This window comes from Falsirhodobacter algicola (assembly GCF_018279165.1).
Lineage (GTDB): Bacteria > Pseudomonadota > Alphaproteobacteria > Rhodobacterales > Rhodobacteraceae > Falsirhodobacter > Falsirhodobacter algicola.
In genome coordinates, this window is the sequence record NZ_CP047289.1 from 727779 (window position 1) to 749578 (window position 21800).

The following is a 21800-nucleotide window of genomic DNA, read 5'->3' on the forward strand; positions in this document are numbered from 1 at the left end:
CACTCCTCAGCCGGCTTCGGTGGTTGAACCGCCGAGGGCGGTGATGACCTGCGCAACGCGCTGGCGCAGATCCTGCGGGGCCTGCTGATCGGTCAGCAGCGCACGCAGACCTTCGATGGCGGCATCGCGGTCGCCGCCCTCCAGATCGAGATAGGCCAGAAGCTCCAGCGCCAGCGGGCGATAGGGCTGCCCCGGCCCGGAGATCGGGCGCAGCAGAGCGCGGCGCTCCTCCACGCTCAGATCGCCCCCGGCGACCACGACCTTGCGCAGCACGGCCAGATCGTGGAACTGCGGCGACAGCCCGTCCATCCCGATCACCCGGTCGAGCGCGGCCAGCGTCGCGGCCTTGTCCTGTTCGGGGTCCGAGGCCTGCATCAGCCCTACGAGGGCCCCGCGTTCGCCACTCGCATCGACCGCGTCCAGCGCGCTGCGGCGCGTCGCCGGATCATCGGCGTCCAGCGCGGCAAAGAGCGTATCGCCCAAGGCCCGCGCCTCGGCGGTGTCGGTCCGGTCCTGCCATTCGGTCCATGCCACGCCGCCGGCAATGGCCACGACGGCAAGCACCGCGATCCAGCCAAACCGCTTCGCAGCGTTGAACAGTTTCTCGCGACGCAGCTCGTCGGCCACCTCGTTGATGAAGTTGTCGGAGTTGCTCACGAAAACCGCCCCCTTATCCTTGCTTCCTCTTACACAATATGCAGGCGCATTGCCAAGGGCGGTCCGCCCTCCTACGCCTCTTCGGCGGACTGATGCGCCCAGAGGCGGGCATAGCGGCCGCCGAGGGCCAGAAGTTCCTCGTGCCGGCCCTCCTCCACGACGCGGCCCTCCTCCATCACCAGGATGCGGTCCGCATCGGCGATGGTGGACAGACGGTGCGCGATCGTCACCACCGTGCGCCCCTGCGACATCAGGCGCAGACTGTCCTGAATGTCCCGCTCCGTCTGGGTGTCGAGCGCAGAGGTCGCCTCGTCCAGCAGCAGGATCGGCGGGTTCTTCAGCATAGTGCGGGCGATACCGACGCGCTGCTTCTCGCCGCCCGACAGCTTCAGCCCACGCTCGCCCACGGTCGTCTCGTAGCCATCGGGCAGAGACATGATGAAATCGTGAATGCGCGCCGACCGGGCGGCGGCATGGATCGCCTCTTCGGAGGCGTCCGCACGGCCATAGGCGATGTTGTAGCGGATGGTGTCGTTGAAGAGCACGGTATCCTGCGGCACGACGCCGATCTGGGCGTGCAGACTGTCCTGCGTCACGGCGCGCAGATCCTGCCCGTCGATGCGCACGGCGCCGCCCGTCACGTCATAGAAACGGAACAGCAACCGGCCGACCGTGGATTTCCCCGCGCCCGACGGGCCGACGAGGGCGATGGTCTGGCCCGGTTCGGCCCGGAAGGACAGACCGCGCAGGATCGGACGTTCGGGCGAATAGCCGAAGGTCACATCGTCGAACTCCACCGCGCCGCCGACGACGTGCAGATCGGGCGCGCCGGGGCGATCCTCGATCTCGGCGGGCTGGCGCAGAAGGCCGAACATCTGCCCCATATCCACCAGCGCCTGCCGAATTTCGCGGTACACCGTTCCCAGAAAGCCGAGCGGCATGGTGATCTGGATCATGTACGCATTGACCATGACGAAATCGCCCACGGTCAGCGTGCCCGCCGTCACCCCGCGCGCCGCCATCACCATCACCGCCACGAGGCCCGTTGTGATGATCGCACCCTGCCCCATGTTCAGCAGCGACAGGCTTTGTCCGGTGCGCACCGCAGCGTGCTCATAGCCCGCCATCGCGGTGTCGTAGCGCGACGCTTCGCGCAGCTCGGCCCCGAAATACTTCACCGTTTCGAAGTTCAGCAGGCTGTCCACGGCCTTCTGATTGGCGTCGTTGTCCATGTCGTTCATCTCCTGCCGGATACGAACGCGGATCTCCGTGACCTTCAGCGTATAGGCGACATAGGCCGCCACCGTGGCCAGCACGACGGCCATATAGGCAAAGCCGAACACCACCCAGAAGATGATGGCGACCAATAGCAGCTCGAGAATCAGCGGCCCGATGGAGAAGATGAGGAAACGCAGGAGGAACTCCACCCCCTTCACCCCACGCTCCACGATGCGCGAGAGGCTGCCCGTGCGCCGCATGATGTGATAGCGGAGCGAGAGGCGGTGGATATGCGTGAAGGTTTCGAGCGCAAGCTGCCGCAGCGCACGCTGCCCGACCCGCACGAAGACGAGATCGCGCAACTCGCCAAACGCGATCGCGCCGAAGCGGGCGATGCCATAGGCCACCGTCAGCGCGACCGCGCCCAGCACCGCAGGCGGGGCATCCCCGCCAAGCGCATCGACCGCCGCCTTGTAGACGGCGGGCGTGGTCACCGAAACGATCTTGGCCAGCACCAGAAGGCACAGCGCGATCACCACGCGGCGTTTGACCCAAGGCTGATCCTTGGGCCAGATGTAGGGAAGAACGCGGGCGATGGTCTGCCAGCCGCTGCTTTTGACATCAAGGCTCATGCCCTGTGTCTTAGGGGAGCGGCACCGCGATGACCAGTGCCTTGGCGCGCGATCCCGCGATCTGTAGGCTGCGCCCAACAACAGGAGAAACGAATGTCCCCGAGCTTATCCGTCTGCGTCTTCTGCGGCTCCCGCCCCGGGAATCGCCCGTCCTACATGGAAGCCGCCCGGCAGACCGGCGAGATGATCGCCCGGCGCGGCTGGCGCCTTGTCTATGGTGCGGGGGATGTCGGCCTGATGGGCGAAGTGGCGCGCGGCGCGGCCGATGGAGACACGCTCGGCGTCATTCCTCAGCATCTGATGATACGCGAACAGGGCCGCCGCGCGGTGTCGCAGTTCATCGTCACCGACAACATGCATGTCCGCAAGACGGTCATGTACATGAACTCCGACCGGATCGTGGTGCTTCCGGGCGGCGCGGGATCGCTGGACGAATTTTTTGAGGTGTTGACATGGCGGCAGATCGGCCTGCATGACAAGCCGATTTACCTATTGAATACGGATGGTTATTGGGAACCCCTCATGCAGCTTCTGAAGCATTCCGTGTCCGAGGGGTTCGCCGATGCGTCGCTTTTGGACTTCGTCACCGTCGTAGCTGACGTCGCGACGCTGGAGGAAGAGCTGGCGCGCTAGGCGGCGGCAAGCTCGTCCGTGATGGCCTTTTCGATCTTGTCGATGGGCATGGATGTCAGGGATTTCGCGATTTCGCCGACAATCCGGTCCTGCACCTCCTTGTGCAGTTCTGGGCGGATCGCGCCCAAGGTCTGCGGTGCCGCAACGAGGATCAGTCGGTCGAACCGGCCCGCATGGGCCAGCTTGTAAAGCGTCTGCGCGAGGTCATGCGCAAAACGATCTTTTTCGAGCTGGTGGAAATCGGTCTGATCCATCGCGGATCCGGTGCCACCACGGCCATTGCCGATCTGACCGCCCTTGTCGGTGCCTTGGTCGCGGTCCGGCGGGTTCTCATGCGTCTCGAGGCGGCGCACACGAAGAACGGGATATTGACCGTCGCCTTCGTTTTCCATGAACAGGGCTTTTTCCCCATCCGCGACGACGACCCAAGTTCCGTGCGTCAAGCGTTGCATCAGTGCCTCCTTCAGATGTCGGATGACAACGTCCGAAGGAAGGCCATGTTCCAACGCGGAAAAATATGGCCCGCACGCGGCGGGCCATTTCGGGATCACATGCGCGCGGCGACGGCTTCCCAGTTCACCAGCTTTTCGAGGAAGTTGGAGAGGTAGGCCGGGCGTTTGTTGCGGAAGTCGATGTAGTAGCTGTGCTCCCACACGTCGCAGCCCAGCAGGGCCGTTTCGTTGAAGCAGAGCGGGTTCACCCCGTTCTCGGTCTTGGTGATCTTCAGGGCGCCACCGGCGTCCTTGACCAGCCACGCCCAGCCCGAACCGAACTGTGCGGCACCGGCGGCGGCGAAGTCCTCTTTGAACTTCTCGACCGAGCCGAAGGATTCGGTCAGCGCCTTTTCCAGTTCGGACGGCATGGATTTCTGGCCCGGGCCCATCACTTCCCAGAACAGGTTGTGGTTCCAGTGCTGCGAGGCGTTGTTGAAGATGCCCGACTGGGCAACCGCGCCGGCCTTGTAGGTGCCTTTCACGATCGCGTCGAGCGACTGGCCCTCCCACTCGGTACCGGCGATCAGCTTGTTGCCGTTGTCGACATAGGCCTTGTGGTGGATGTCATGGTGGAATTCGAGCGTTTCCCTCGACATGCCCAGATCGGCGAGCGCGTCATGGGCATAGGGAAGTTCGGGGAGCGTGAATGCCATCTTGGGCCTCCTTCAGTCATGTCGCGTCAATAAGAGGACAGGCGGCCGGAAGGTCAAGGGGCTGTGCCGGGTATGAGGACAGCAAAAGGCGCCGCTTCCCTTCGGAAACGGCGCCTTTCGGGTATTCAGGGCAGGATCAGCCCTTGAGGGTCTTCGCCACTTCGGCTGCGAAGTCCTCTTTTTCTTTCTCGATGCCTTCGCCGACAGCCATGCGCACGAAGCCCACGACCTCGACACCGGCGTCCTTGGCGGCTTGCGCCACGGTCACGTCGGGGTTCAGCACGAACTTCTGGCCCAGCAGCGTGACTTCTTCGAAGTACTTCGCCATGCGGCCTTGGATCATCTTCTCGATGACCGCTTCCGGCTTGCCGGATTCGCGCGCTTGCTCGGTCAGAACGTTCTTCTCACGCTCCACCAGCGCCGGATCCAGATCGGCTTCGGAGAGCGAGGCCGGGTTGGTCGCGGCGACGTGCATCGCGATCTGCTTGGCGATGCCGTTGTCGGTGCCCTTCACGGCCACCAGCACGCCGATGCGGCCCATGCCCTCGGCGGCCGAGGTGTGGACGTAGGAGGCGACGGAATCACCTTCGACGACCGCCATGCGGCGCAGGGTCATGTTCTCGCCGATGACGGCGATGGCTTCGTTCAGCACGTCCGCAACGGGCTTGCCGTTCAGATCGGCCGCCTTCAGCGCTTCGGTATCGGCCACGTTCAGCGCGGTTTCCGTGATGCCCGACACGAGCTTTTGGAAATCGGCGTTCTTGGCGACGAAGTCGGTTTCGGAGTTCACCTCGACCGCGACACCTTTGCCGTCGCGAACGGCAACGCCGACCAGACCTTCGGCGGCGACACGGCCGGATTTCTTGGCGACCTTGGCCAGACCCTTGGTGCGCAGCCAGTCAACGGCCGCTTCCATGTCGCCATCCGTCTCGGTCAGCGCCTTCTTGGCGTCCATCATGCCTGCGCCGGTCGTCTCGCGCAGTTCCTTCACCATCTGGGCGGTGATTGCCATCGTGGCTCTCCTCGGTATTCGAATGGAAATCCCGGCGGGGATACTCCCGCCGGGTAACGGTCGGACGACAGGCCTCAGGCCTCTTCGACAGCTTCTTCCTCGGGCGCGGCTTCCAGCTCGCCCAGGTCGATGCCGGCAGCGCCCATTTGGGCGGTCATGCCGTCCAGCGCCGCACGGGCCACCAGATCGCAATAGAGGCCGATCGCACGGGCCGCATCGTCGTTGCCCGGGATCACATAGTCCACGCCCTTGGGCGAGGCGTTGGTGTCCACGATCGCGACGACCGGGATGCCCAGCTTCTGCGCTTCGAGGATGGCGAGGTCTTCCTTGTTCACGTCGACGATGAACAGAAGGTCCGGAACGCCGCCCATGTCGCGGATACCGCCCAGCGAGGCTTGCAGTTTGGCCTGCTCACGCTCCATGTTCAGGCGCTCTTTCTTGGTGAGGCCTTCGGCGCCCGTCGCCATCAGCTCGTCCAGCTGCTTCAGGCGCTGGATGGAGTTGGAGACGGTTTTCCAGTTGGTGAGCGTGCCGCCCAGCCAGCGGTGGTTCATGTAGTGCTGCGCGCAACGCTCGGCGGCGTCGGCGATCGGCTTTTGCGCTTGGCGCTTGGTGCCGACGAACAGAACGCGGCCGCCCTTGGCAACGGTGTCACGCACCACTTGCAGCGCCTTGTCCAGCATCGGGACGGTCTGCGTCAGGTCGATGATGTGGATGCCGTTGCGGTCGCCGTAGATGAACTCGCCCATCTTGGGGTTCCAGCGGGCGGTTTGGTGACCGTAGTGAACGCCAGCTTCCAGCAGCTGACGCATGGAGAAATCAGGGAGCGCCATGTCCATATCCTTTTCCGGTTTGCGCCTCGGCGAAGCCTTGAGGGATCTCTCCCAACCGGCGGACCTTTCGGGATGTCTCCCCGATCGGCCCAAGCCTCGCCTGTGAAGTGGCGCGCATATAACCCGGCCGTGAACCCGCCGCAACCCCTTGCGCCGCGCGGGCCTGTGCATCAGAAGCGGTACATGGATATTCTCTGCATCGGTTCCGTCCTCTGGGACATCATCGGGCGTTCGCCCTCGGCCATGCGACTCGGCTCGGACGTGCCGGGGCGCATCACGCGCATTCCCGGCGGCGTGGCGATGAACATCGCCATCACGCTGCGCCGATTCGGCCTGACCCCCGGCCTGCTGACCGCCATCGGCCGCGACCCCGAGGGGGACGAACTGGTGGCAGACTGCGCCCGGCTTGGGATGGTGATCGATCACATCTATCGCTCGGACGATCTGCCGACCGACCGCTACATGGCGGTGGAGGGCGCGAACGGGCTGATCGCGGCCATCGCCGACGCCCATTCGCTGGAGGCCGCGGGCGACAAGATCCTGCGCCCGCTGACGGACGCGCTTGCCGGCTGGTCCGGGCCCATCGCCCTCGACGGCAACCTGACCGAGCAGCTTCTGGCAGAAATCGCCGTCTCGCCGCTCTTTGCCGGAGCCGATCTGCGCGTGGCGCCCGCAAGCCCGGGCAAGGCCGAACGGCTCCTGCCGCTTCTGGGCTGCGCGAACGCGACGATCTATGTGAACCTCGAGGAGGCGAACATCCTCTCCAAGGTCCATTCGGACACCGCCGCCGCCGCCGCCGAGGCGCTTCTGGCGCGCGGGGCCGCGCATGTATTGGTGACGGATGGCGGCCGCGCCTGCGCCGAAGGGCGCGCCGGCGAAGGCGTCATCACCGACACCCCGCCCCCCGTTCTGGTGACGCGCGTCACCGGCGCGGGTGACACCTTCATGGCCGCGCATCTCGTGGCCGAACAACAGGGCGCCAGCCGGACGGAGGCGCTGCGCGCCGCCCTTCGCGCTGCCGCCGACCATGTATCCGGAGACATCGCATGACCCTGCCCCTCATCCTTCAGTCGGACGTGGCCGATGCGCTGGCCGAGGGCACGCCCGTCGTCGCCCTCGAAAGCACCATCATCACCCATGGCATGCCCTTCCCGCAGAACGTGGAGATGGCCCGCGCCGTGGAGGCCGTGATCCGCGAAGGCGGCGCCGTTCCCGCGACCATCGCGATCATGAACGGCGCGATCCATGTGGGCCTCGATGACGAGGATCTCGATTTCCTCGGTCAGACGCCGGACGCGATGAAACTGTCGCGGGCGGATCTGGCCGTCGGCATCACCTCGGGCCGGGTCGGCGCGACGACGGTCGCGGCAACGATGATCTGCGCGCGGCTGGCGGGCATCGACGTCTTCGCCACCGGCGGCATCGGCGGCGTACATCGCGGGGCAGAAACCAGCTTCGACATCTCGGCCGATCTTCCCGAACTCGGGCAGACCGCAGTGACCGTCGTCGCGGCGGGCGCGAAGGCGATCCTCGATCTGCCCAAGACGCTGGAAGTGCTGGAGACGCATGGCGTTCCCGTCATCGCCTATGGTCAGGACGATTTCCCGGCCTTCTGGTCGCGCGCATCGGGTCTGAAATCGCCGCTGCGGATGGACAGCGCCGCCGAGATTGCGGCCGCCCATCTGATGCGCGGCACGCTGGGCCTGCCCGGCGGGCAACTGGTCGCGAACCCGATCCCCGTTGCGCATGAAATCCCGCAAGAGGAAATCACTCCGGCGATCGAAGCCGCGCTGCGCGAGGCCGAGAGCCAAGGCATCGCCGCCAAGGAAGTGACGCCCTTCCTCCTCGACCGCATCTTCGCGCTGACCGAGGGGCGCTCGCTCCGCTCCAACATCGAGCTTGTTCTGAACAACGCGCGACTGGCGGCGGAAATCGCTGGGGAAATCGCGCGGCTGCGGTGACGCGCGGACCTGCGGACAAAAAAAGACGCCGGCACGAAGCCGGCGTTCAGTATGAGGCAGGTTTCATACAGGCAAGAAACCTATCGAGCAGTGAGGCCTTTATACGCCCCCACTCTCACTTGGCCAAGTTAAAAGTTTGAAATGGCGGGTCTTGCACCTAATCTGGCCGCCATCCAGCATAGGTGCGGGGGGCATGGCAGGCATGACGCGGCAATACATCAGCATTTTGGCGGCCGCGGTCCTAGCCTTCCTACCGGGCGTGACAGCGGCCGAACCGGCGCATGGAATTGCGATGTATGGCGAACCGGCCCTGCCGCCGGACTTCGACCACCTGCCCTATGCCAACCCCGATGCGCCCAAGGGCGGGACGATGGTGATGGGCGAATCGGGCGGATTCGACTCGCTCAATCCGTTCATCCTGAAGGGGCGCGCGCCGTGGTTCCTCGGCCCTTGGACGGTGGAAACGCTGATGGCCCGGTCCATCGACGAGCCGTTCACCCTGTACGGCCTCTTGGCCGAAAGCATCGACACCGACGAGGCGCGCAGCTACGCCGAATTCACCCTGCGCCCCGAGGCCCGCTTCTCCGACGGCAATCCCGTGACGGTGGAGGATGTGATCTGGTCCTTCCGCACGCTGGCCGAGGAAGGCCAGCCCCGCTATGCCGGCGCATGGTCCAAGATCGCGAGCGTGGAGCAGACGGGCCCCCGCTCCGTCCGCTTCACCTTCACCGAAGCCGACCGCGAGATGCCGCTGATCCTCGGCCTGCGTCCCGTGCTGGAAAAGGCCCAGTGGGAGGGCAAGGATTTCGCGGCCTCCTCGCTCGAGGCGCCGATCGGCTCCGGCCCCTATGTGGTCGAAGATTTCGAGCCGAACCGCTACATCACCTACCGTCGGAACCCCGATTGGTGGGGCGCGGATCTTCCGGTCAATCGCGGCCTCTACAACTTCGATCACCTGCGGACCGAGTTCTACGGCGATCAGGGCGTCGTCTTCGAGGCGTTCAAGGCGGGCAGTTTGTCGATCTGGCGCGAGGAGAATCCCGCCCGCTGGATGACCGCCTTCGATTTCCCCGCCGTGCAGGATGGCCGTGTCGTGATGGAGGAGATCCCCCATCACCGCCCCTCGGGGATGCATGGCTTCGTGATGAACACCCGCCGCCCCGTCTTCGACGATCTGCGCGTGCGCGAGGCGATGATCCTTGCCTTCGATTTCAAACGGATCAACGGCATCCTGACCGGCGGGACCGAGCCGCGGATCGAAAGCTACTTCTCCAACTCCGACCTCGGCATGACGCCCGGCACGCCTGCGCCGAAGGATGTGTCGGACCTCTTGGCCCCCTATCGTCAGACGCTGCTGCCGGGGGTGATGGACGGCTATGCCCTGCCCAGCACGGATGGATCGAACCGCGCGAACCTGCGCCGCGCCGCGATGCTTCTGAGCGAGGCCGGATGGACGGTGGAGCATGGCCGCCTGATGAAGAACGGCACGCCCTTCACCTTCGAAATCCTGCTGCCCCAAGGCGCGGGGGAGACGGCGACCATCGCCAACATCTACATTCAGGCCCTGCGTCGCCTTGGGATCGACGCGACGCTCCGCAGCGTCGATGCCGCGCAATACAGCCAGCGCGTCACCAATTTCGACTTCGACATGACCGAGATCTTGCGCAGCTTCTCGTTGTCGCCGGGGAACGAACAGACGCTCTATTGGGGATCGTCGGGGGCGAACCAGCCCGGCTCGCGCAATCTGATGGGCATGGTCGATCCGGCCGCCGATGCGATGATCACCGCCATGGTCCGGTCCGAGGATCCGGCCCAGTTCAACGCCGCAACCCGTGCGTTGGACCGGGTGCTGATGTCGGGGCGCTATGTCATCCCGTTCTGGTATGCGCGCGTGTCGCGGATCGCCTATGACCGCGCGTTCCATCACCCCGACCGCCTGCCGCTCTATGGCGACTGGCCGGGCTTCCAACCCGATACATGGTGGTACGCGCCCTGACGGAACCGGCGCGGGCCTGCGCCGTTGTCCCCCAAATCACGGAGGACACCATGCGCTGGCGCACCGTCGCAGACAACTGGGAAGCGTTTCAGGAATCCATCCTCGAGGCATGGCCCGACCTGACCGAGGAAGACCTGATCGAGATCGAGGGCGACCGCGTCGCCTTCGAAAAGCGCCTCGTCGATCTGACGGGCGATGATCAGGACGACATCGCCCAGCAGGTGGAGGAATGGATGGAAGGTGCCGTCCCCTCGGACGTGCATATGGACGAGCATCACGACGACGATTCGATCCGCGACAGCCGTCTTTATGTCTCGCCGGGCGAGGATGCGTCCGACGACGATCGCAAGTTCGGTGATGACAACGTAACGGACGATCCCGTCAGCGGCGGCTGATCGCAGAATTTCACACGGCCCGTCTGGTCAACACCCATCTGTGCACCCATAAGAGAAGAGCTTCACCAAGCTCTTCTCTTTTCGGTCAGGACAAGACGATGCGCACGCCGAGTGTTCCCCTCGACATTTTTTTCGATCCGGTTTGCCCGTGGTGCCATATCGGCAAAGCTTTGTTGGATCGGGCACTGGAAACACGCCCGGCCCATCCTTTGGTCGTGACATGGCATCCCTTCCGTCTGAACCCCGACATCCCGCCCGAAGGCGCCGAGCGCGCGACATGGCTCGAAGTGAAGTTCGGCGATCGCCGCACCGCCGCCGAAGCCATGGCCCGCGTGCAGACCGCCGCCGATCAAAACAACGTCGTGATGGATCTGGGCCGGGCCGAGCGTGTGCCCGACACCATCGACGCGCATCGCCTGACGCATTGGGCCGGCCTTGAAGGGCGTCAGTCCCATGTCGTCGATGCGCTGTTCCGGGCCTATTTCCGCGATGGCCTCGACATCGGGGATGCGGATGTGCTGACGGGCATCGCCGCGTCCTGCGGCATGGATGCGGATATGACGGCGCGCCTTCTGAAGGGCGACGCGGACCGTGACGATTTGATGGCGCGCGATCTCGATGCCCGCGAAAAGGGCGTGACCGCCGTTCCCACCTTCCTTCTGGATCGCCAATTCGTGCTGACCGGCGTGCAATCCACCGAGATGTGGCAGAACGTCATCGACGAAATCATAGAGCAGTTGGAGAGTCAGGAATGACCGGCGCGCGCAAGCTGGGCCCGGTCGAATTCATCGCATTGATGGCGGCGACGATGGCCGTCGTGGCCTTCGCGATCGATTCGACGCTGCCCGCCTTCCCCACGATCATCGCCGAGATGACGCCCGACGCGCCGAACCATGTGCAGCTGCTGATCACGACCTTCATGCTGGGCATTGGGATCGGCACGCTGGTGGTCGGCCCGCTGTCGGACGCCTATGGCCGCAAGCCGGTGCTGATCGGCTGCGCGGTCCTTTATTCCACCGGCGCGCTGCTGGCATGGCAGGCCCCCTCGCTGGAGCCGATGCTGGCGGCCCGCCTCGTGCAGGGCCTTGGCGCTGCGGGCGCGCGCGTCGTTACGGTGGCCCTTGTCCGCGACCTCTACAAGGGGCGGGAGATGGCGCGCGTCGTCAGCTTCATCATGATGGTCTTCACGATCGTGCCCGCGATGGCGCCGATGATCGGCAGCGTCATCATCGGGGCGTTCGGCTGGCGCGCGCTTTTCCTCGCCTATGTGCTGATGTCGGCCATCACCTGCCTCTGGCTCGTGATCCGGCAGGAAGAGACGCTGCCCCCCGTTCAGCGCCGCCCCCTGCGGATCGGCACCCTGATCTCGGGCATGGCGGAGATCATGCGCAACCGCGTGGTGATGATGACGATCATCGCGCAGGGCTTTGCCTTCGGGTGCATGTTCTCCACCATCTCCTCGATCCAGCAGATCTTCACCGTGCGTTTCGATGCCGAGGCGACGTTCACCTATTGGTTCTTCGCCATCGCTGTGGTGGCAGGCTTCTCCAGCCTTCTGAACGCGGCGCTGGTGGTGAAGGTGGGGATGCGCATCCTCGTCACCTCGGTCCTGACGGCGGAGTTTCTGATCTCTCTCTCCATGGCCGTGCTGAATGGGTTCGACCTGCTGCCCGAAGGGGTCGCCTTTGCCGCGCAGATCCTGTGGACCATGTCGATGTTCGGGATGCTCGGCCTGTGCATGGGCAATCTCAACGCGCTGGCGCTGGAACCGCTGGGCCATCTGGCAGGCCTCGGGGCCTCCGTCTCGGGCTGCATCGCCACGATCATGGCGGTGGTCTTGTCGCTGCCGGTGGGGCAATCGTTCGATGGGACGAACATTCCGCTGGCGATCGGGATGACCGTCTATACCGGCATCGCCCTTACCATCATGCTGGCCTTGCCGAAGCGTCACTGACGCTTCGGTTTCACCACCTTCTCGGCCAGATCGCGTGCGATGGCGAAGGCGCCACGGATGCGGTCGGCCTCGGTCGCCCATTCGGCGGCGATCGTGATCTTATTGCCGACGACCTTCGCCTCGGGTTGCGCCTTCACGAAATCCACAAGTCCGGCCGGATTGGCGAATTTGTCGTTGTGGAACTGGATCGTCGCGCCCTTCGGCCCGGCATCCAGCCGCGAAATCCCGGCCCGCTTGCACATCGCCTTGATCCGCACCACAAGCATCAGGGTGTTCACCTCCTTTGGCAATTCGCCGAAACGGTCGATCAATTCGGCGGCGAACCCTTCTAGCTCCACCTTCGTTACAAGGCTGGACAAACGGCGGTAGAGGCCAAGGCGGATGTCAAGATCGGGGATATACTCCTCCGGGATCAGGACCGGCACGCCGATATTGATCTGCGGCGCCCATTGCTCGTCCATCTCGCTCAGGCCGCCGATCTCGCCCGAGCGGATCTTCTGGATCGTCTCCTCCAGCATGTTCTGATAGAGCTCGTAGCCGACCTCCTTGATATGGCCGGACTGCTCCTCGCCCAGAAGATTGCCCGCGCCGCGCAGGTCCAGATCGTGCGAGGCGAGGTTGAACCCCGCCCCCAGACTGTCGAGGCTGCTGAGCAGGCGAAGACGTTTTTGCGCCTGCGGCGTCAGCGCCGCGCGCGGTTTCGTCGTCAGATAGCAATAGGCCCGCGTCTTGGCCCGGCCCACCCGCCCACGGATCTGATAGAGCTGCGACAGGCCGAACATATCGGCCCGGTGCACGATCATCGTGTTCGCCGTCGGAATATCGAGGCCGGATTCCACGATGGTCGTCGCCAGCAGCACATCGAACTTGCCGTCGTAGAAGGCGTTCATACGCTCATCCAACTCGCCGGCGGCCATCTGGCCATTGGCGATGGTGAAGGTGACTTCGGGCACCTGCTCGCGCAGGAACGCCTCGATCTCCGGCAGGTCGGACACGCGCGGCACGACGAAGAAGCTTTGCCCGCCGCGATACCGCTCGCGCAGCAACGCCTCGCGGATCGTGACCGTATCGAACTCCGAGACATAGGTGCGTATCGCAAGCCGATCGACCGGCGGCGTCGCGATGATCGACAGATCGCGCACCCCCGTCAGCGACAGTTGCAACGTACGCGGAATGGGCGTCGCCGTAAGGGTCAGGACATGGATCTCCGAGCGCATCTCCTTCAGGCGTTCCTTGTGGGAGACGCCGAAATGCTGCTCCTCGTCGATGACCAGCAGGCCGAGGTTCTTGATCTTCACCCCTTTGGCCAGAAGCGCGTGGGTGCCGACGCAGATGTCCACCGTGCCGTCGGCCAGACCGGCGCGCGTTTCGGCGGCCTCCTTGGCGGGCACGAAGCGCGACAGTTGACGCACCTTGAACGGGAAGCCGCGGAAGCGTTCGGCAAAGCTGCGGAAATGCTGGCGCGCCAGCAGCGTCGTCGGGCAGATGACGGCGACCTGCATCCCGGCCATCGCGGCCACGAAGGCGGCGCGCATCGCCACCTCGGTCTTGCCGAAGCCGACATCGCCGACGACCAGCCGGTCCATCGGGCGGCCCGCTTCCAGATCGCCGACGACATCGGCAATGGCCGAAAGCTGGTCGTCGGTTTCCTGATACGGAAAGCGGGCGGCGAACGCCTCCCACATCTGATGCGGCGCTTCGAGGATCGGGGCGTGGCGCAGATGCCGCTCGGCGGCGATGCGCATCAGACGGTCGGCGATCTCGCGGATGCGTTCCTTCAGGCGGGCCTTCTTGGCCTGCCACGCGCCACCGCCCAGCTTGTCGAGAAGACCCTCCTCATGGCCATAGCGGCTTAGGAGTTCGATATTCTCCACCGGCAGGTAGAGCTTCGCATCGTCGGCATAGACGAGGTTCAGGTAATCATGCGGCGGACCGGGCCGGTTGCGCGGCGGCTGGGGCACGCGCAGCGTCTCCAGCCCCATATAGCGGCCCACGCCATGTTCCACATGCACGACCAGATCGCCGGGGGACAGGGTATCCACCTCGCGCAGGAAGTTGTCGGATTTACGCTTCTTGCGCGGCTTTCCGACCAGCCGGTCGCCCAGAACGTCCTGTTCGGAGATGACGGCAAGCCCCGGCGCGATGAACCCGCTTTCCAGCGGCCAGACGATCAGGAACAGACCGCCCTTGCCGTCCTTGACCTGACGGAAATCGGCGACGCTGGCCGCGCTCAGATCCTGATCCTCCAGAAGGCCCTTCAGGCGTTCGCGCGCGCCTTCGGACCAACTGGCGACGACCACCTGCGCATCTTTGCGCAACGTGCGAATATGTGCGGCCAACGCCTCGAAAATGCTGACGTTTTCCTGCTGACGCTCGGGCGAGAAATTGCGGCCGAGCCGCCCGCCGGCATCCAGAACGCCCGGTCCCGGCGCCTGCGCCAAGGGCGACAGCTGCACCGTGCGGTGCGGGGCCAAGCTTGCGGCCCATGCGGCATCGTCGAGATAGAGCGCGTCGGGCGCGACCGGCTTATAGACGGTATCGACGCGGTTCTTCTGGCCCATGGCTTCGCGCCGCGCGTCGTATTGATCGGCGATCCCTTCCCACCGCGAGAGGCGCGCGGGCGTCACCTGATCGTCGAGCATCACCGCCGCGTCCGGCATATAGTCGAACACCGTCTCCAGCCGATCATGGAAGAAGGGGAGCCAATGCTCCATCCCCTGATGCTTGCGCCCGGCACTGACCGCCTCATAGAGCGGGTCGTTCGCGCCGCCCGCCCCGAACTCCACCCGGTAGTTCTGGCGGAAGCGGGTGATCGCGCCTTCGTCCAGCATCACCTCCGACACGGGCGCCAGATCGAGCGTCTGAAGCTTTTGCGTCGAACGCTGGCTCTCGGCGTCGAACTGGCGCAGGCCGTCCAATGTGTCGCCGAAGAGATCAAGGCGGACCGGATCGCTTTCGGGCGGATAGATGTCGATGATGCCGCCGCGGATCGCGAAATCGCCGGGCTCGGCCACCGTGGTGACGGGGGAATAACCCATGCGGCCAAGGTAATCGCGCAGACGCTTTTCATCGATGCGGTCGCCGACCTGCGCCGAGAAGCTGGCCCCGGCCACCGTCGCCCGCGACGGCACCTTCTGCGTTGCGGCGTTCAGCGTCGTCAGCAGCACGAAGGCCCCCGGACGCCCCTGCGCCAGCGCCGCAAGCGTGGCCATGCGCCGCGCCGCGATCAGCGGGTTCGGGGAGATGCGGTCATAGGGCAAACAATCCCATGCCGGGAATTCCAACACCGGCACATCGGGGGCCATCACCGACAGCGCGGTGCGCATCGCCTCCAGCCGCTTGTCGTCGCGGGCGACATGGATGACCGGCGCGCCCTTGGCCAATTCCTTCGCCAGAAGCCGGGCGTCGAAACCTTCGGGCGCACCCCCCAGAATGATACGGTCGGCCATGCGTTCCCCTATGGCATCAACAGGCTGAGATTGCGCCACGCACCCCAGATGAAAGTCAGAAAAATCGTGCCGCCTGCAATGGCTTGCATGGCTATCTTATGCCAGATCAGCAGGCCGGCAAGGGCCTCGGCCCCCGGTGCGTCGCGCATCAGGCGGCGGGCCAGCCGTTCGCGCAGCGCCTCTATCAGGATCCATGGCAGAAGGAAGGGCAGCAGCGCCTGCGCCGCCTCCAGCCCGGACAGCGCCAGCGTCAGGAGGGCCGAGGCCGCGAACGCAAGCAGCGTCACCGCGATCATGCGCCGCGGCGCGGACACGGCCATGCGGCGGCGCACCTCGAAGCGGGCGAACCAGAGCGCCTCTTCGGCGGCGCGGGGATCGGACTGGGCGCGGATCGCCAGTTCCCCCGGCACGCCTAGCACGCGCCGCGTCACCACCGACCAGAAGAACCACAGCGCGATCCAGTACCACAGCACGGAGAACGACCGTAGGCTGATCAGCGAAAGAAAGAGGTCATACCATTGCACGCTGCCGCGGTCTCCGTCCGTTTCGCCTCTACCTACCCTTGAGACAGGGGCATTTCCATGGCAGGACGCAATAAATCCGCATCCGACCGCATTCCGCAGGCCGGCATACCCAGAAGAGGACCGCCATGCGCCCGACTCAGGCCAGCTATCCCGCCACGCGTTTCCGCCGCAACCGTCGTACCGATGCGCTGCGGCGTCTGACACAGGAAAATGTTCTGACCGTGAACGACCTGATCTGGCCGGTCTTCGTTCAGGATGGCACCGACACCGAGACGGAGATCGCCTCCATGCCCGGCGTGGTGCGTCGGTCCATCGACCGGCTGACCCGCGCTGTCGCCGAAGCGGCGGAGATGGGGATCCCCGCGATCTGCCTCTTTCCCTACACCAACCCCGCCCTGCGCAGCGAAACCTGCGAAGAGGCGTGGAACCCCGACAACCTGATCAACCGGGCCATCCGCGCCATCAAGGCCGAGGTGCCGGAGATCGCGGTGATGACGGATGTCGCGCTCGATCCCTACAGCTCGCACGGGCAGGACGGGTTGATGAAGGACGGCGTGGTCCTGAACGACGAATCCGTCGAGGCCTTGGTGCGCATGACGCTGGCGCAGGCCGATGCAGGGGCCGACATCATCGGCCCGTCGGACATGATGGACGGGCGCATCGGCATGATGCGCAGCGCGCTGGAAAAGGCCGATCACAAGACGGTCGCGATCATGTCCTATTCGGCGAAATACGCCTCGTCCTATTACGGCCCGTTCCGCGACGCGGTGGGCGCGGATGCGACGCTGAAGGGCGACAAGAAGACCTATCAGATGAACCCCGCCAACAGCGACGAGGCGCTGCGCCTCGTGCACCGCGACCTGACCGAAGGCGCGGACAGCGTGATGGTGAAACCGGGGATGCCCTATCTCGACATCTGCCGCCGCGTGAAGGAGGAGTTCGGGGTGCCGACCTACGCCTATCAGGTGTCGGGCGAATACGCGATGCACGAGGCCGCGGCCCGCAACGGCTGGCTCAATGGCGAGGCGGTGATGCTGGAGAGCCTTCTGGCCTTCAAACGCGCGGGATGCGACGGCATCCTGACCTACTACGCCCCCCGCGTCGCGCGCCTGCTGTCCCGCGGACTCTGATCGGCGTGACAGATGCCGGGCGATGCGCTAGGCTTCGCCCGGGACAGATGAACGAGGGAACGACATGCTGAACCGGCGCAATTTCCTGGCCGCCTCCGGGGTCACGCTGGCGCTTGGCGCCTGCGCCAATGGCGTGAACAGCAGTGGCGGCGCGATGATCGACGCGCGCGTGGATGTGGCGCGGGACTATCTGTTCCAGCAATATCCCGGCACGCGAGATCTGGCGGATCGGTCGGCGGGCGTGCTGTTCATGCCGCTCATCACCGAGGCCGGGCTTGGCATCGGCGGCGCCTATGGGCGCGGCGCGCTGCGGATCAACGGCGCGACGGTGGATTACTATTCGGCCGCCAAGGCCACCGTGGGCTTCCAGATCGGGGCGCAGCAATACGCCCATGCGCTGTTCTTCATGACCCCGGCCTCGCTGGCGGAATTCCGCAGTTCTTCGGGGTGGGTCGCGGGGGCCGATCTGCGCTATGCCGTGCCCGAACAGGGCGGCAGCATCGGCAAGGACACGACCGAGATCAATCCCGTCATCGCGCTGGTCTATGGCCAGTCGGGCCTAATCGCCGGGGCCACGGTCGCGGGCACGAAATACACGCGCATCATTCCGTAAGTCGTGACCTGACGGTTCTGGACCTGCGGGGGGCGATGGGGTAGCACCCGATCATCCCGCAGGGCCGAGGCATTCGATGATCCGCATATTTCGCTGGCTTCTCCGCATCTTCGGCGCACTCGTGTGTCTTGGGCTGATCGGTCTGGGGATCGGCTATTGGTTCCTTGCCCGCTCCCTTCCCGATTATTCCGAGGATTTCACGATCAGCGGTCTGTCGGCCCCGGTGGAGATCGTCCGCAACTCCAACGACGTGCCGCATATCTTCGGCAGTTCCGACGCGGACGTATTCCGCGCCTTGGGTTTCGCCCATGCGCAGGATCGGCTGTGGCAGATGACGGTGCTGCGCCGCACCGCCCAAGGCCGCCTGTCGGAGATTTTCGGCGAACGGACGCTGGCGACCGATGCGATGATGCGGCGGCTCGATCTGTATGGCATCGCCCAGCGGTCGGTTCAGGCGCAGGACGAACAGACGCAGGCGGCGCTGCGCGCCTATGCCGACGGGGTGAACGACTGGATCCGGCAGATCAACCTTGGCGCGCGCGGACGCGGCGCGCCGGAATTCTTCCTCTTCTCGAACGAGATCGCGGCATGGCAGCCCGCGGACAGCATCGCCATCCTGAAGCTGCTGGCCCTTCAGATGACCTCCAAGGCGCAGGACGAAGTGCTGCGCGCGCGCATGTCGCTGATCCTGTCGCCCGAACAGTTGCGCGACATCCTGCCCGATGATCCGCAGGCCCCGGTGATGGCGCTGCCGAAATATTCCGAACTCGCGCCCGGTGTCGTCCCCCAATACACGCCCATCCGCATGGCCGAGGATCCGCTGTCGCCCTTCCATGCGGCGCCCTTTGCCGGTGCGTCGAACGCATGGGCGGCGGCGCCCTCGCGCTCGGCGGCGGGTGGATCGCTCTTGGCGAACGATCCGCATCTTCCCTTCTCGGCCCCGACGATCTGGTATCTGGCGCGGCTGACGCTTTCGACCGGCAGCGTGATCGGTGCGACGATCCCGGGGATGCCGCTGATCCTCTCGGGACGCTCGGACGGGTTGGGCTGGGGCCTGACGACCGCCTATGTGGACGATCAGGACCTGCATATCGAAGAGTTGAGCGCCGATCATCCCGGCGAATACCGCACCCCCGACGGCTGGGCCCCCTTCCGCACCGAACGTTCGATCATTCAGGTGAAGGACGCGGCCCCCGTCACGATCACCCTGCGCTGGACGGATAACGGCCCGGTCCTGCCGCCGTCGCAGTTCGATGCGGGCACCGTCACGCCCCCTGGTCATGTGATGTCGCTGTCTTGGACCGGCCTGCAGGAGAACGACACCTCCATGACGGCCGCGATGGGCCTGATGCGCGCGCATGACAAGACCGAGGCGATGGAGGCTGGCCGCCTCTATGTCGCGCCGGCGCAGAACCTGATGCTGGCCGATCAGGATGGGATCGCCCTGCAAACGGTCGGCGCGATCCCGGCGCGCGATGCCCGGATGCCGGCGCAAGGGCGGCTTCCCTCGCCCGGCTGGCAGCCCGAGAACCGCTGGCAGGGCATTCAGCCCTATGAGAACAATCCCCGTCAGGTCGATCCCCCGTCGGGCATGCTGGGCAACACCAACAACAAAACGGTGGATCGGCCCTTCCCCGATCATGTCAGCTTCGACTGGGGCGATACCGAACGCATCCAGCGCTGGCTGTCGCTGATGGATGCGCGCGAGGTGCATACCCGCGAAAGCTTCATCGAGGCGCAGCAGGACACGGTCAGCACCACCATGCGCACCATCCTGCCGCTGATCGGCGCCGATATGTGGTTCACCGGCGAGGCCGCGCCCGAAGGCACGCCCGAGCGCATGCGCCAGCGTGCGCTGGAACTGCTCGCTGCATGGAATGGCGACATGAACGAGCATATGCCCGAGCCTCTGATCGCGCAGGCGTGGCTTTCGGCGCTACAGGACCGGCTGATCCGGGATGAGTTGGGGCCGATGGCCGATCAGTTCGCCCATATCGAACCCGTCTTCCTCGAGCGGGTCTTCAGCGACACGGACGGCGCCGCCGCATGGTGCGATGTCGTACAGTCCGCCGAAAAGGAGACCTGCACCGACATGGCGCGCGAGTCGCTGGACGATGCGCTGCTGTGGCTGTCCGAGCATTACGGCCGCAACATCGAAAGCTGGCGCTGGGGCGATGCCCATCAGGCCACGCATGACGATCCGGTTCTGGGGAACCTGCCGGTGCTGCGGTATCTGGTGAACATCCGCCAATCCACCTCGGGCGGGGATGACACGCTGAACCGCGGATTGACCAAGGCGCGCGGCCCGGACCCGTTCCTGAACGTCCACGGGGCCGGCTATCGCGGCGTCTACGATTTCGCCGATCCCGACAGCTCGGTCTTCGTCACGGCGACGGGCCAATCGGGGCACCCGCTGTCGCGTTTCTACGACGATCTGGGGGGCCTGTGGCGGCGAGGCGAATATGTGCCCATGTCGCTCGATCCCGAATTGGCGCGGGCGGCGGCGGTCGGCATCACGCACCTGACGCCGCCCTAAGCGTCAGGTGAGGACCGGGATCCGCCGCAGCGTGTCCAGAAGCGCCGGAGGCAGGTCCGGCATTCCACTGTCGAAATCGCCCCGGCCCAGAAGGCTGAGATGCCGCGACAGGAGCTTGCGCTCCGGCGAGGTGATCTCGTCATAGAAGGCCCGCGCATCCTCCCGCTCCATCAACGCGGCGATCTTGGTGCGGTGATGCGTGACGGCCGCATCATGCGCCGCGCGGACGCCCGGAAGCGCGTCGAGCGTCTGACGCGCCGCGGCGGCCTTGTCGTCCATGCGCCGGATGGAGCGGCATTCCTCCATGTTGAAGTTCATGCGCGTCCAGTAGGACAGCCCTTGGTCGCGATTGACATGGTTCACGCGCCCGCGATCCCGCTTCACGAGGAAGCTCTGCGACGACCGTACCGCATAATGGTTCAGCGTCACGAGCTTGTAGCCGTGATCGCGAATGCCGAACCGCCAGCCGGTTTCGAAGAATTCCGGCGGAACCAGGTTCCCGGACCCGTTCACCCAACGCAGAGGAGTGCCTTCGGCAGGGCCGAACGGACGGTGGATGCCCAGCTTGCCGAACACGCCCCCGCCCGCGGTCAGGCCGCGAAACAGCGTCTTCACCGCCCAAGCTTGCAGCGGTGAGGGGCAATAGATCGGGGCGCATTTGCTGAACTGATGCGTGATGGGCCGATCCTCATAGGCATCGACATCATCGTTGCCAAAGAGGCGCCACTGCATCGAGATGGCATCCGCCCCGTCCGTCGCGTCGAACAGCGCGTCCAAGCTGCCATCGCCGACATGGATATCGACATATTCATCGACATCCGCCACCAGCACCCATTCCGCCTTTTGCACCAGCGGCAGACGGTTCGCGTATTTCAGCGCCCCCTTTTGCGGATTGGGGCTGCCCTTCATCCGCTCATAGGGATTGTCGAGCCGCGTCACGACACCTGCGGCGGCCAAGGCATCCAGCACCTCCACCGTGCCGTCATCGCAGTCATTGGTGAATACGAGGGCATGGTCGAAGCCGATTGCGACATGATGGGCCAGCCAATCGAGGATGAACGGCCCTTCGTTCTTCATGCAGGTGATAAGAAGGCGACGTGCTTCGGCCAT

At 65.2% G+C, this 21800-nt stretch carries 19 protein-coding genes; 10 read left to right on the forward strand and 9 right to left on the reverse strand.

Annotation, left to right across the window (positions count from 1 at the left end):
* Window positions 1–6: 6 nt before the first annotated feature.
* Together GR316_RS03725 and GR316_RS03730 are read right to left on the reverse strand one after the other, a co-directional pair.
* Window positions 7–657, reverse strand: coding sequence for a hypothetical protein (locus GR316_RS03725; protein ID WP_211784703.1), 651 nt, complete (start codon window positions 655–657; stop codon window positions 7–9).
* A 71-nt stretch (window positions 658–728) separates the two neighbouring features.
* Window positions 729–2507 (reverse strand): ABCB family ABC transporter ATP-binding protein/permease, encoded by a 1779-nt coding sequence (locus tag GR316_RS03730; protein WP_211784704.1) that lies wholly within the window; start codon window positions 2505–2507, stop codon window positions 729–731.
* A gap of 93 nt (window positions 2508–2600) precedes the next feature.
* Between GR316_RS03730 and GR316_RS03735 the strand changes: the two genes are divergently transcribed.
* Window positions 2601–3140, forward strand: coding sequence for an LOG family protein (locus tag GR316_RS03735; RefSeq protein WP_211784705.1), 540 nt, complete (start codon window positions 2601–2603; stop codon window positions 3138–3140).
* Here GR316_RS03735 and GR316_RS03740 read toward each other — a convergent pair.
* The 4 genes from GR316_RS03740 to rpsB form a co-directional block, all read right to left on the reverse strand.
* Window positions 3137–3592 (reverse strand): host attachment family protein, encoded by a 456-nt coding sequence (locus tag GR316_RS03740; RefSeq protein WP_211784706.1) that lies wholly within the window; start codon window positions 3590–3592, stop codon window positions 3137–3139. The two genes, GR316_RS03735 and GR316_RS03740, sit on opposite strands and share 4 nt — an antisense overlap.
* 95 nt (window positions 3593–3687) lie before the next feature.
* Complete coding sequence (locus GR316_RS03745; RefSeq protein WP_211784707.1) at window positions 3688–4287, reverse strand: superoxide dismutase; 600 nt, start codon at window positions 4285–4287, stop codon at window positions 3688–3690.
* Between the two features lie 136 nt (window positions 4288–4423).
* A complete protein-coding gene (gene tsf / locus GR316_RS03750; RefSeq protein ID WP_211784708.1) occupies window positions 4424–5299 on the reverse strand; it encodes a translation elongation factor Ts in 876 nt (291 codons plus the stop codon).
* Window positions 5300–5373: 74 nt separating this feature from the next.
* Window positions 5374–6138: a 30S ribosomal protein S2 gene (gene rpsB / locus GR316_RS03755; RefSeq protein WP_211784709.1), complete on the reverse strand. Its 765-nt coding sequence runs from the start codon at window positions 6136–6138 to the stop codon at window positions 5374–5376.
* Window positions 6139–6315: 177 nt separating this feature from the next.
* Here rpsB and GR316_RS03760 point away from each other — a divergent pair, with 177 nt between their 5' ends.
* From GR316_RS03760 to GR316_RS03785, 6 genes are all read left to right on the forward strand, one after another.
* Window positions 6316–7182: a PfkB family carbohydrate kinase gene (locus GR316_RS03760; protein ID WP_211784710.1), complete on the forward strand. Its 867-nt coding sequence runs from the start codon at window positions 6316–6318 to the stop codon at window positions 7180–7182.
* Window positions 7179–8093, forward strand: coding sequence for a pseudouridine-5'-phosphate glycosidase (locus GR316_RS03765; RefSeq protein WP_211784711.1), 915 nt, complete (start codon window positions 7179–7181; stop codon window positions 8091–8093). Before GR316_RS03760 ends, GR316_RS03765 begins: the two co-directional genes overlap by 4 nt.
* A 292-nt stretch (window positions 8094–8385) precedes the next feature.
* Window positions 8386–10089 (forward strand): extracellular solute-binding protein, encoded by a 1704-nt coding sequence (locus GR316_RS03770; protein ID WP_211784712.1) that lies wholly within the window; start codon window positions 8386–8388, stop codon window positions 10087–10089.
* A gap of 50 nt (window positions 10090–10139) precedes the next feature.
* The gene (locus tag GR316_RS03775; RefSeq protein ID WP_211784713.1) at window positions 10140–10484 is read left to right on the forward strand and encodes a CsbD family protein; all 345 of its coding nucleotides are present in this window, start codon (window positions 10140–10142) and stop codon (window positions 10482–10484) included.
* Between the two features lie 98 nt (window positions 10485–10582).
* Window positions 10583–11239 carry a DsbA family oxidoreductase gene (locus GR316_RS03780; RefSeq protein ID WP_211784714.1) on the forward strand — a complete coding sequence of 219 codons (657 nt, stop codon included), beginning with the start codon at window positions 10583–10585 and terminating at the stop codon, window positions 11237–11239.
* Window positions 11236–12438: an MFS transporter gene (locus GR316_RS03785; RefSeq protein WP_211784715.1), complete on the forward strand. Its 1203-nt coding sequence runs from the start codon at window positions 11236–11238 to the stop codon at window positions 12436–12438. Before GR316_RS03780 ends, GR316_RS03785 begins: the two co-directional genes overlap by 4 nt.
* On the opposite strand, the gene mfd is transcribed toward GR316_RS03785, so the two are convergent.
* Window positions 12432–15887, reverse strand: a complete 3456-nt coding sequence (gene mfd, locus GR316_RS03790; protein WP_211784716.1) for a transcription-repair coupling factor — start codon at window positions 15885–15887, stop codon at window positions 12432–12434. The genes GR316_RS03785 and mfd overlap by 7 nt on opposite strands.
* 8 nt (window positions 15888–15895) lie before the next feature.
* Window positions 15896–16411 (reverse strand): hypothetical protein, encoded by a 516-nt coding sequence (locus GR316_RS03795; protein WP_211784717.1) that lies wholly within the window; start codon window positions 16409–16411, stop codon window positions 15896–15898.
* Window positions 16412–16536: 125 nt separating this feature from the next.
* On the opposite strand from GR316_RS03795, the gene hemB reads away from it, so the two are divergent.
* The 3 genes from hemB to GR316_RS03810 all read left to right on the forward strand — a co-directional run bounded on the left by hemB (window position 16537) and on the right by GR316_RS03810 (window position 20690).
* Entirely contained in the window at window positions 16537–17541 is a 1005-nt protein-coding gene (hemB, locus tag GR316_RS03800; protein WP_211784718.1) for a porphobilinogen synthase, read from the forward strand.
* A 64-nt stretch (window positions 17542–17605) separates the two neighbouring features.
* The gene (locus GR316_RS03805) at window positions 17606–18154 is read left to right on the forward strand and encodes a lipid-binding SYLF domain-containing protein (protein WP_211784719.1); all 549 of its coding nucleotides are present in this window, start codon (window positions 17606–17608) and stop codon (window positions 18152–18154) included.
* Window positions 18155–18230: 76 nt separating this feature from the next.
* Window positions 18231–20690 carry a penicillin acylase family protein gene (locus GR316_RS03810; protein ID WP_211784720.1) on the forward strand — a complete coding sequence of 820 codons (2460 nt, stop codon included), beginning with the start codon at window positions 18231–18233 and terminating at the stop codon, window positions 20688–20690.
* 3 nt (window positions 20691–20693) lie between these two features.
* Here GR316_RS03810 and GR316_RS03815 read toward each other — a convergent pair whose 3' ends face one another.
* On the reverse strand, window positions 20694–21800 hold the full coding sequence (locus tag GR316_RS03815) for a glycosyltransferase family 2 protein (RefSeq protein ID WP_211784721.1): 1107 nt from the start codon (window positions 21798–21800) through the stop codon (window positions 20694–20696).

Coding starts and splice junctions, on each gene's coding strand:
- GR316_RS03730 (WP_211784704.1), bottom strand. CDS start 2,507: ATGAGCCTTGATGTCAAAAGCAGCGGCTGGCAGACCATCGCCCGCGTT.
- GR316_RS03735 (WP_211784705.1), top strand. CDS start 2,601: ATGTCCCCGAGCTTATCCGTCTGCGTCTTCTGCGGCTCCCGCCCCGGG.
- GR316_RS03740 (WP_211784706.1), bottom strand. CDS start 3,592: ATGCAACGCTTGACGCACGGAACTTGGGTCGTCGTCGCGGATGGGGAA.
- GR316_RS03745 (WP_211784707.1), bottom strand. CDS start 4,287: ATGGCATTCACGCTCCCCGAACTTCCCTATGCCCATGACGCGCTCGCC.
- tsf (WP_211784708.1), bottom strand. CDS start 5,299: ATGGCAATCACCGCCCAGATGGTGAAGGAACTGCGCGAGACGACCGGC.
- rpsB (WP_211784709.1), bottom strand. CDS start 6,138: ATGGACATGGCGCTCCCTGATTTCTCCATGCGTCAGCTGCTGGAAGCT.
- GR316_RS03760 (WP_211784710.1), top strand. CDS start 6,316: ATGGATATTCTCTGCATCGGTTCCGTCCTCTGGGACATCATCGGGCGT.
- GR316_RS03765 (WP_211784711.1), top strand. CDS start 7,179: ATGACCCTGCCCCTCATCCTTCAGTCGGACGTGGCCGATGCGCTGGCC.
- GR316_RS03770 (WP_211784712.1), top strand. CDS start 8,386: ATGTATGGCGAACCGGCCCTGCCGCCGGACTTCGACCACCTGCCCTAT.
- GR316_RS03775 (WP_211784713.1), top strand. CDS start 10,140: ATGCGCTGGCGCACCGTCGCAGACAACTGGGAAGCGTTTCAGGAATCC.
- GR316_RS03780 (WP_211784714.1), top strand. CDS start 10,583: ATGCGCACGCCGAGTGTTCCCCTCGACATTTTTTTCGATCCGGTTTGC.
- GR316_RS03785 (WP_211784715.1), top strand. CDS start 11,236: ATGACCGGCGCGCGCAAGCTGGGCCCGGTCGAATTCATCGCATTGATG.
- mfd (WP_211784716.1), bottom strand. CDS start 15,887: ATGGCCGACCGTATCATTCTGGGGGGTGCGCCCGAAGGTTTCGACGCC.
- hemB (WP_211784718.1), top strand. CDS start 16,537: ATGCGCCCGACTCAGGCCAGCTATCCCGCCACGCGTTTCCGCCGCAAC.
- GR316_RS03805 (WP_211784719.1), top strand. CDS start 17,606: ATGCTGAACCGGCGCAATTTCCTGGCCGCCTCCGGGGTCACGCTGGCG.
- GR316_RS03810 (WP_211784720.1), top strand. CDS start 18,231: ATGATCCGCATATTTCGCTGGCTTCTCCGCATCTTCGGCGCACTCGTG.
- GR316_RS03815 (WP_211784721.1), bottom strand. CDS start 21,800: ATGGCCGAAGCACGTCGCCTTCTTATCACCTGCATGAAGAACGAAGGG.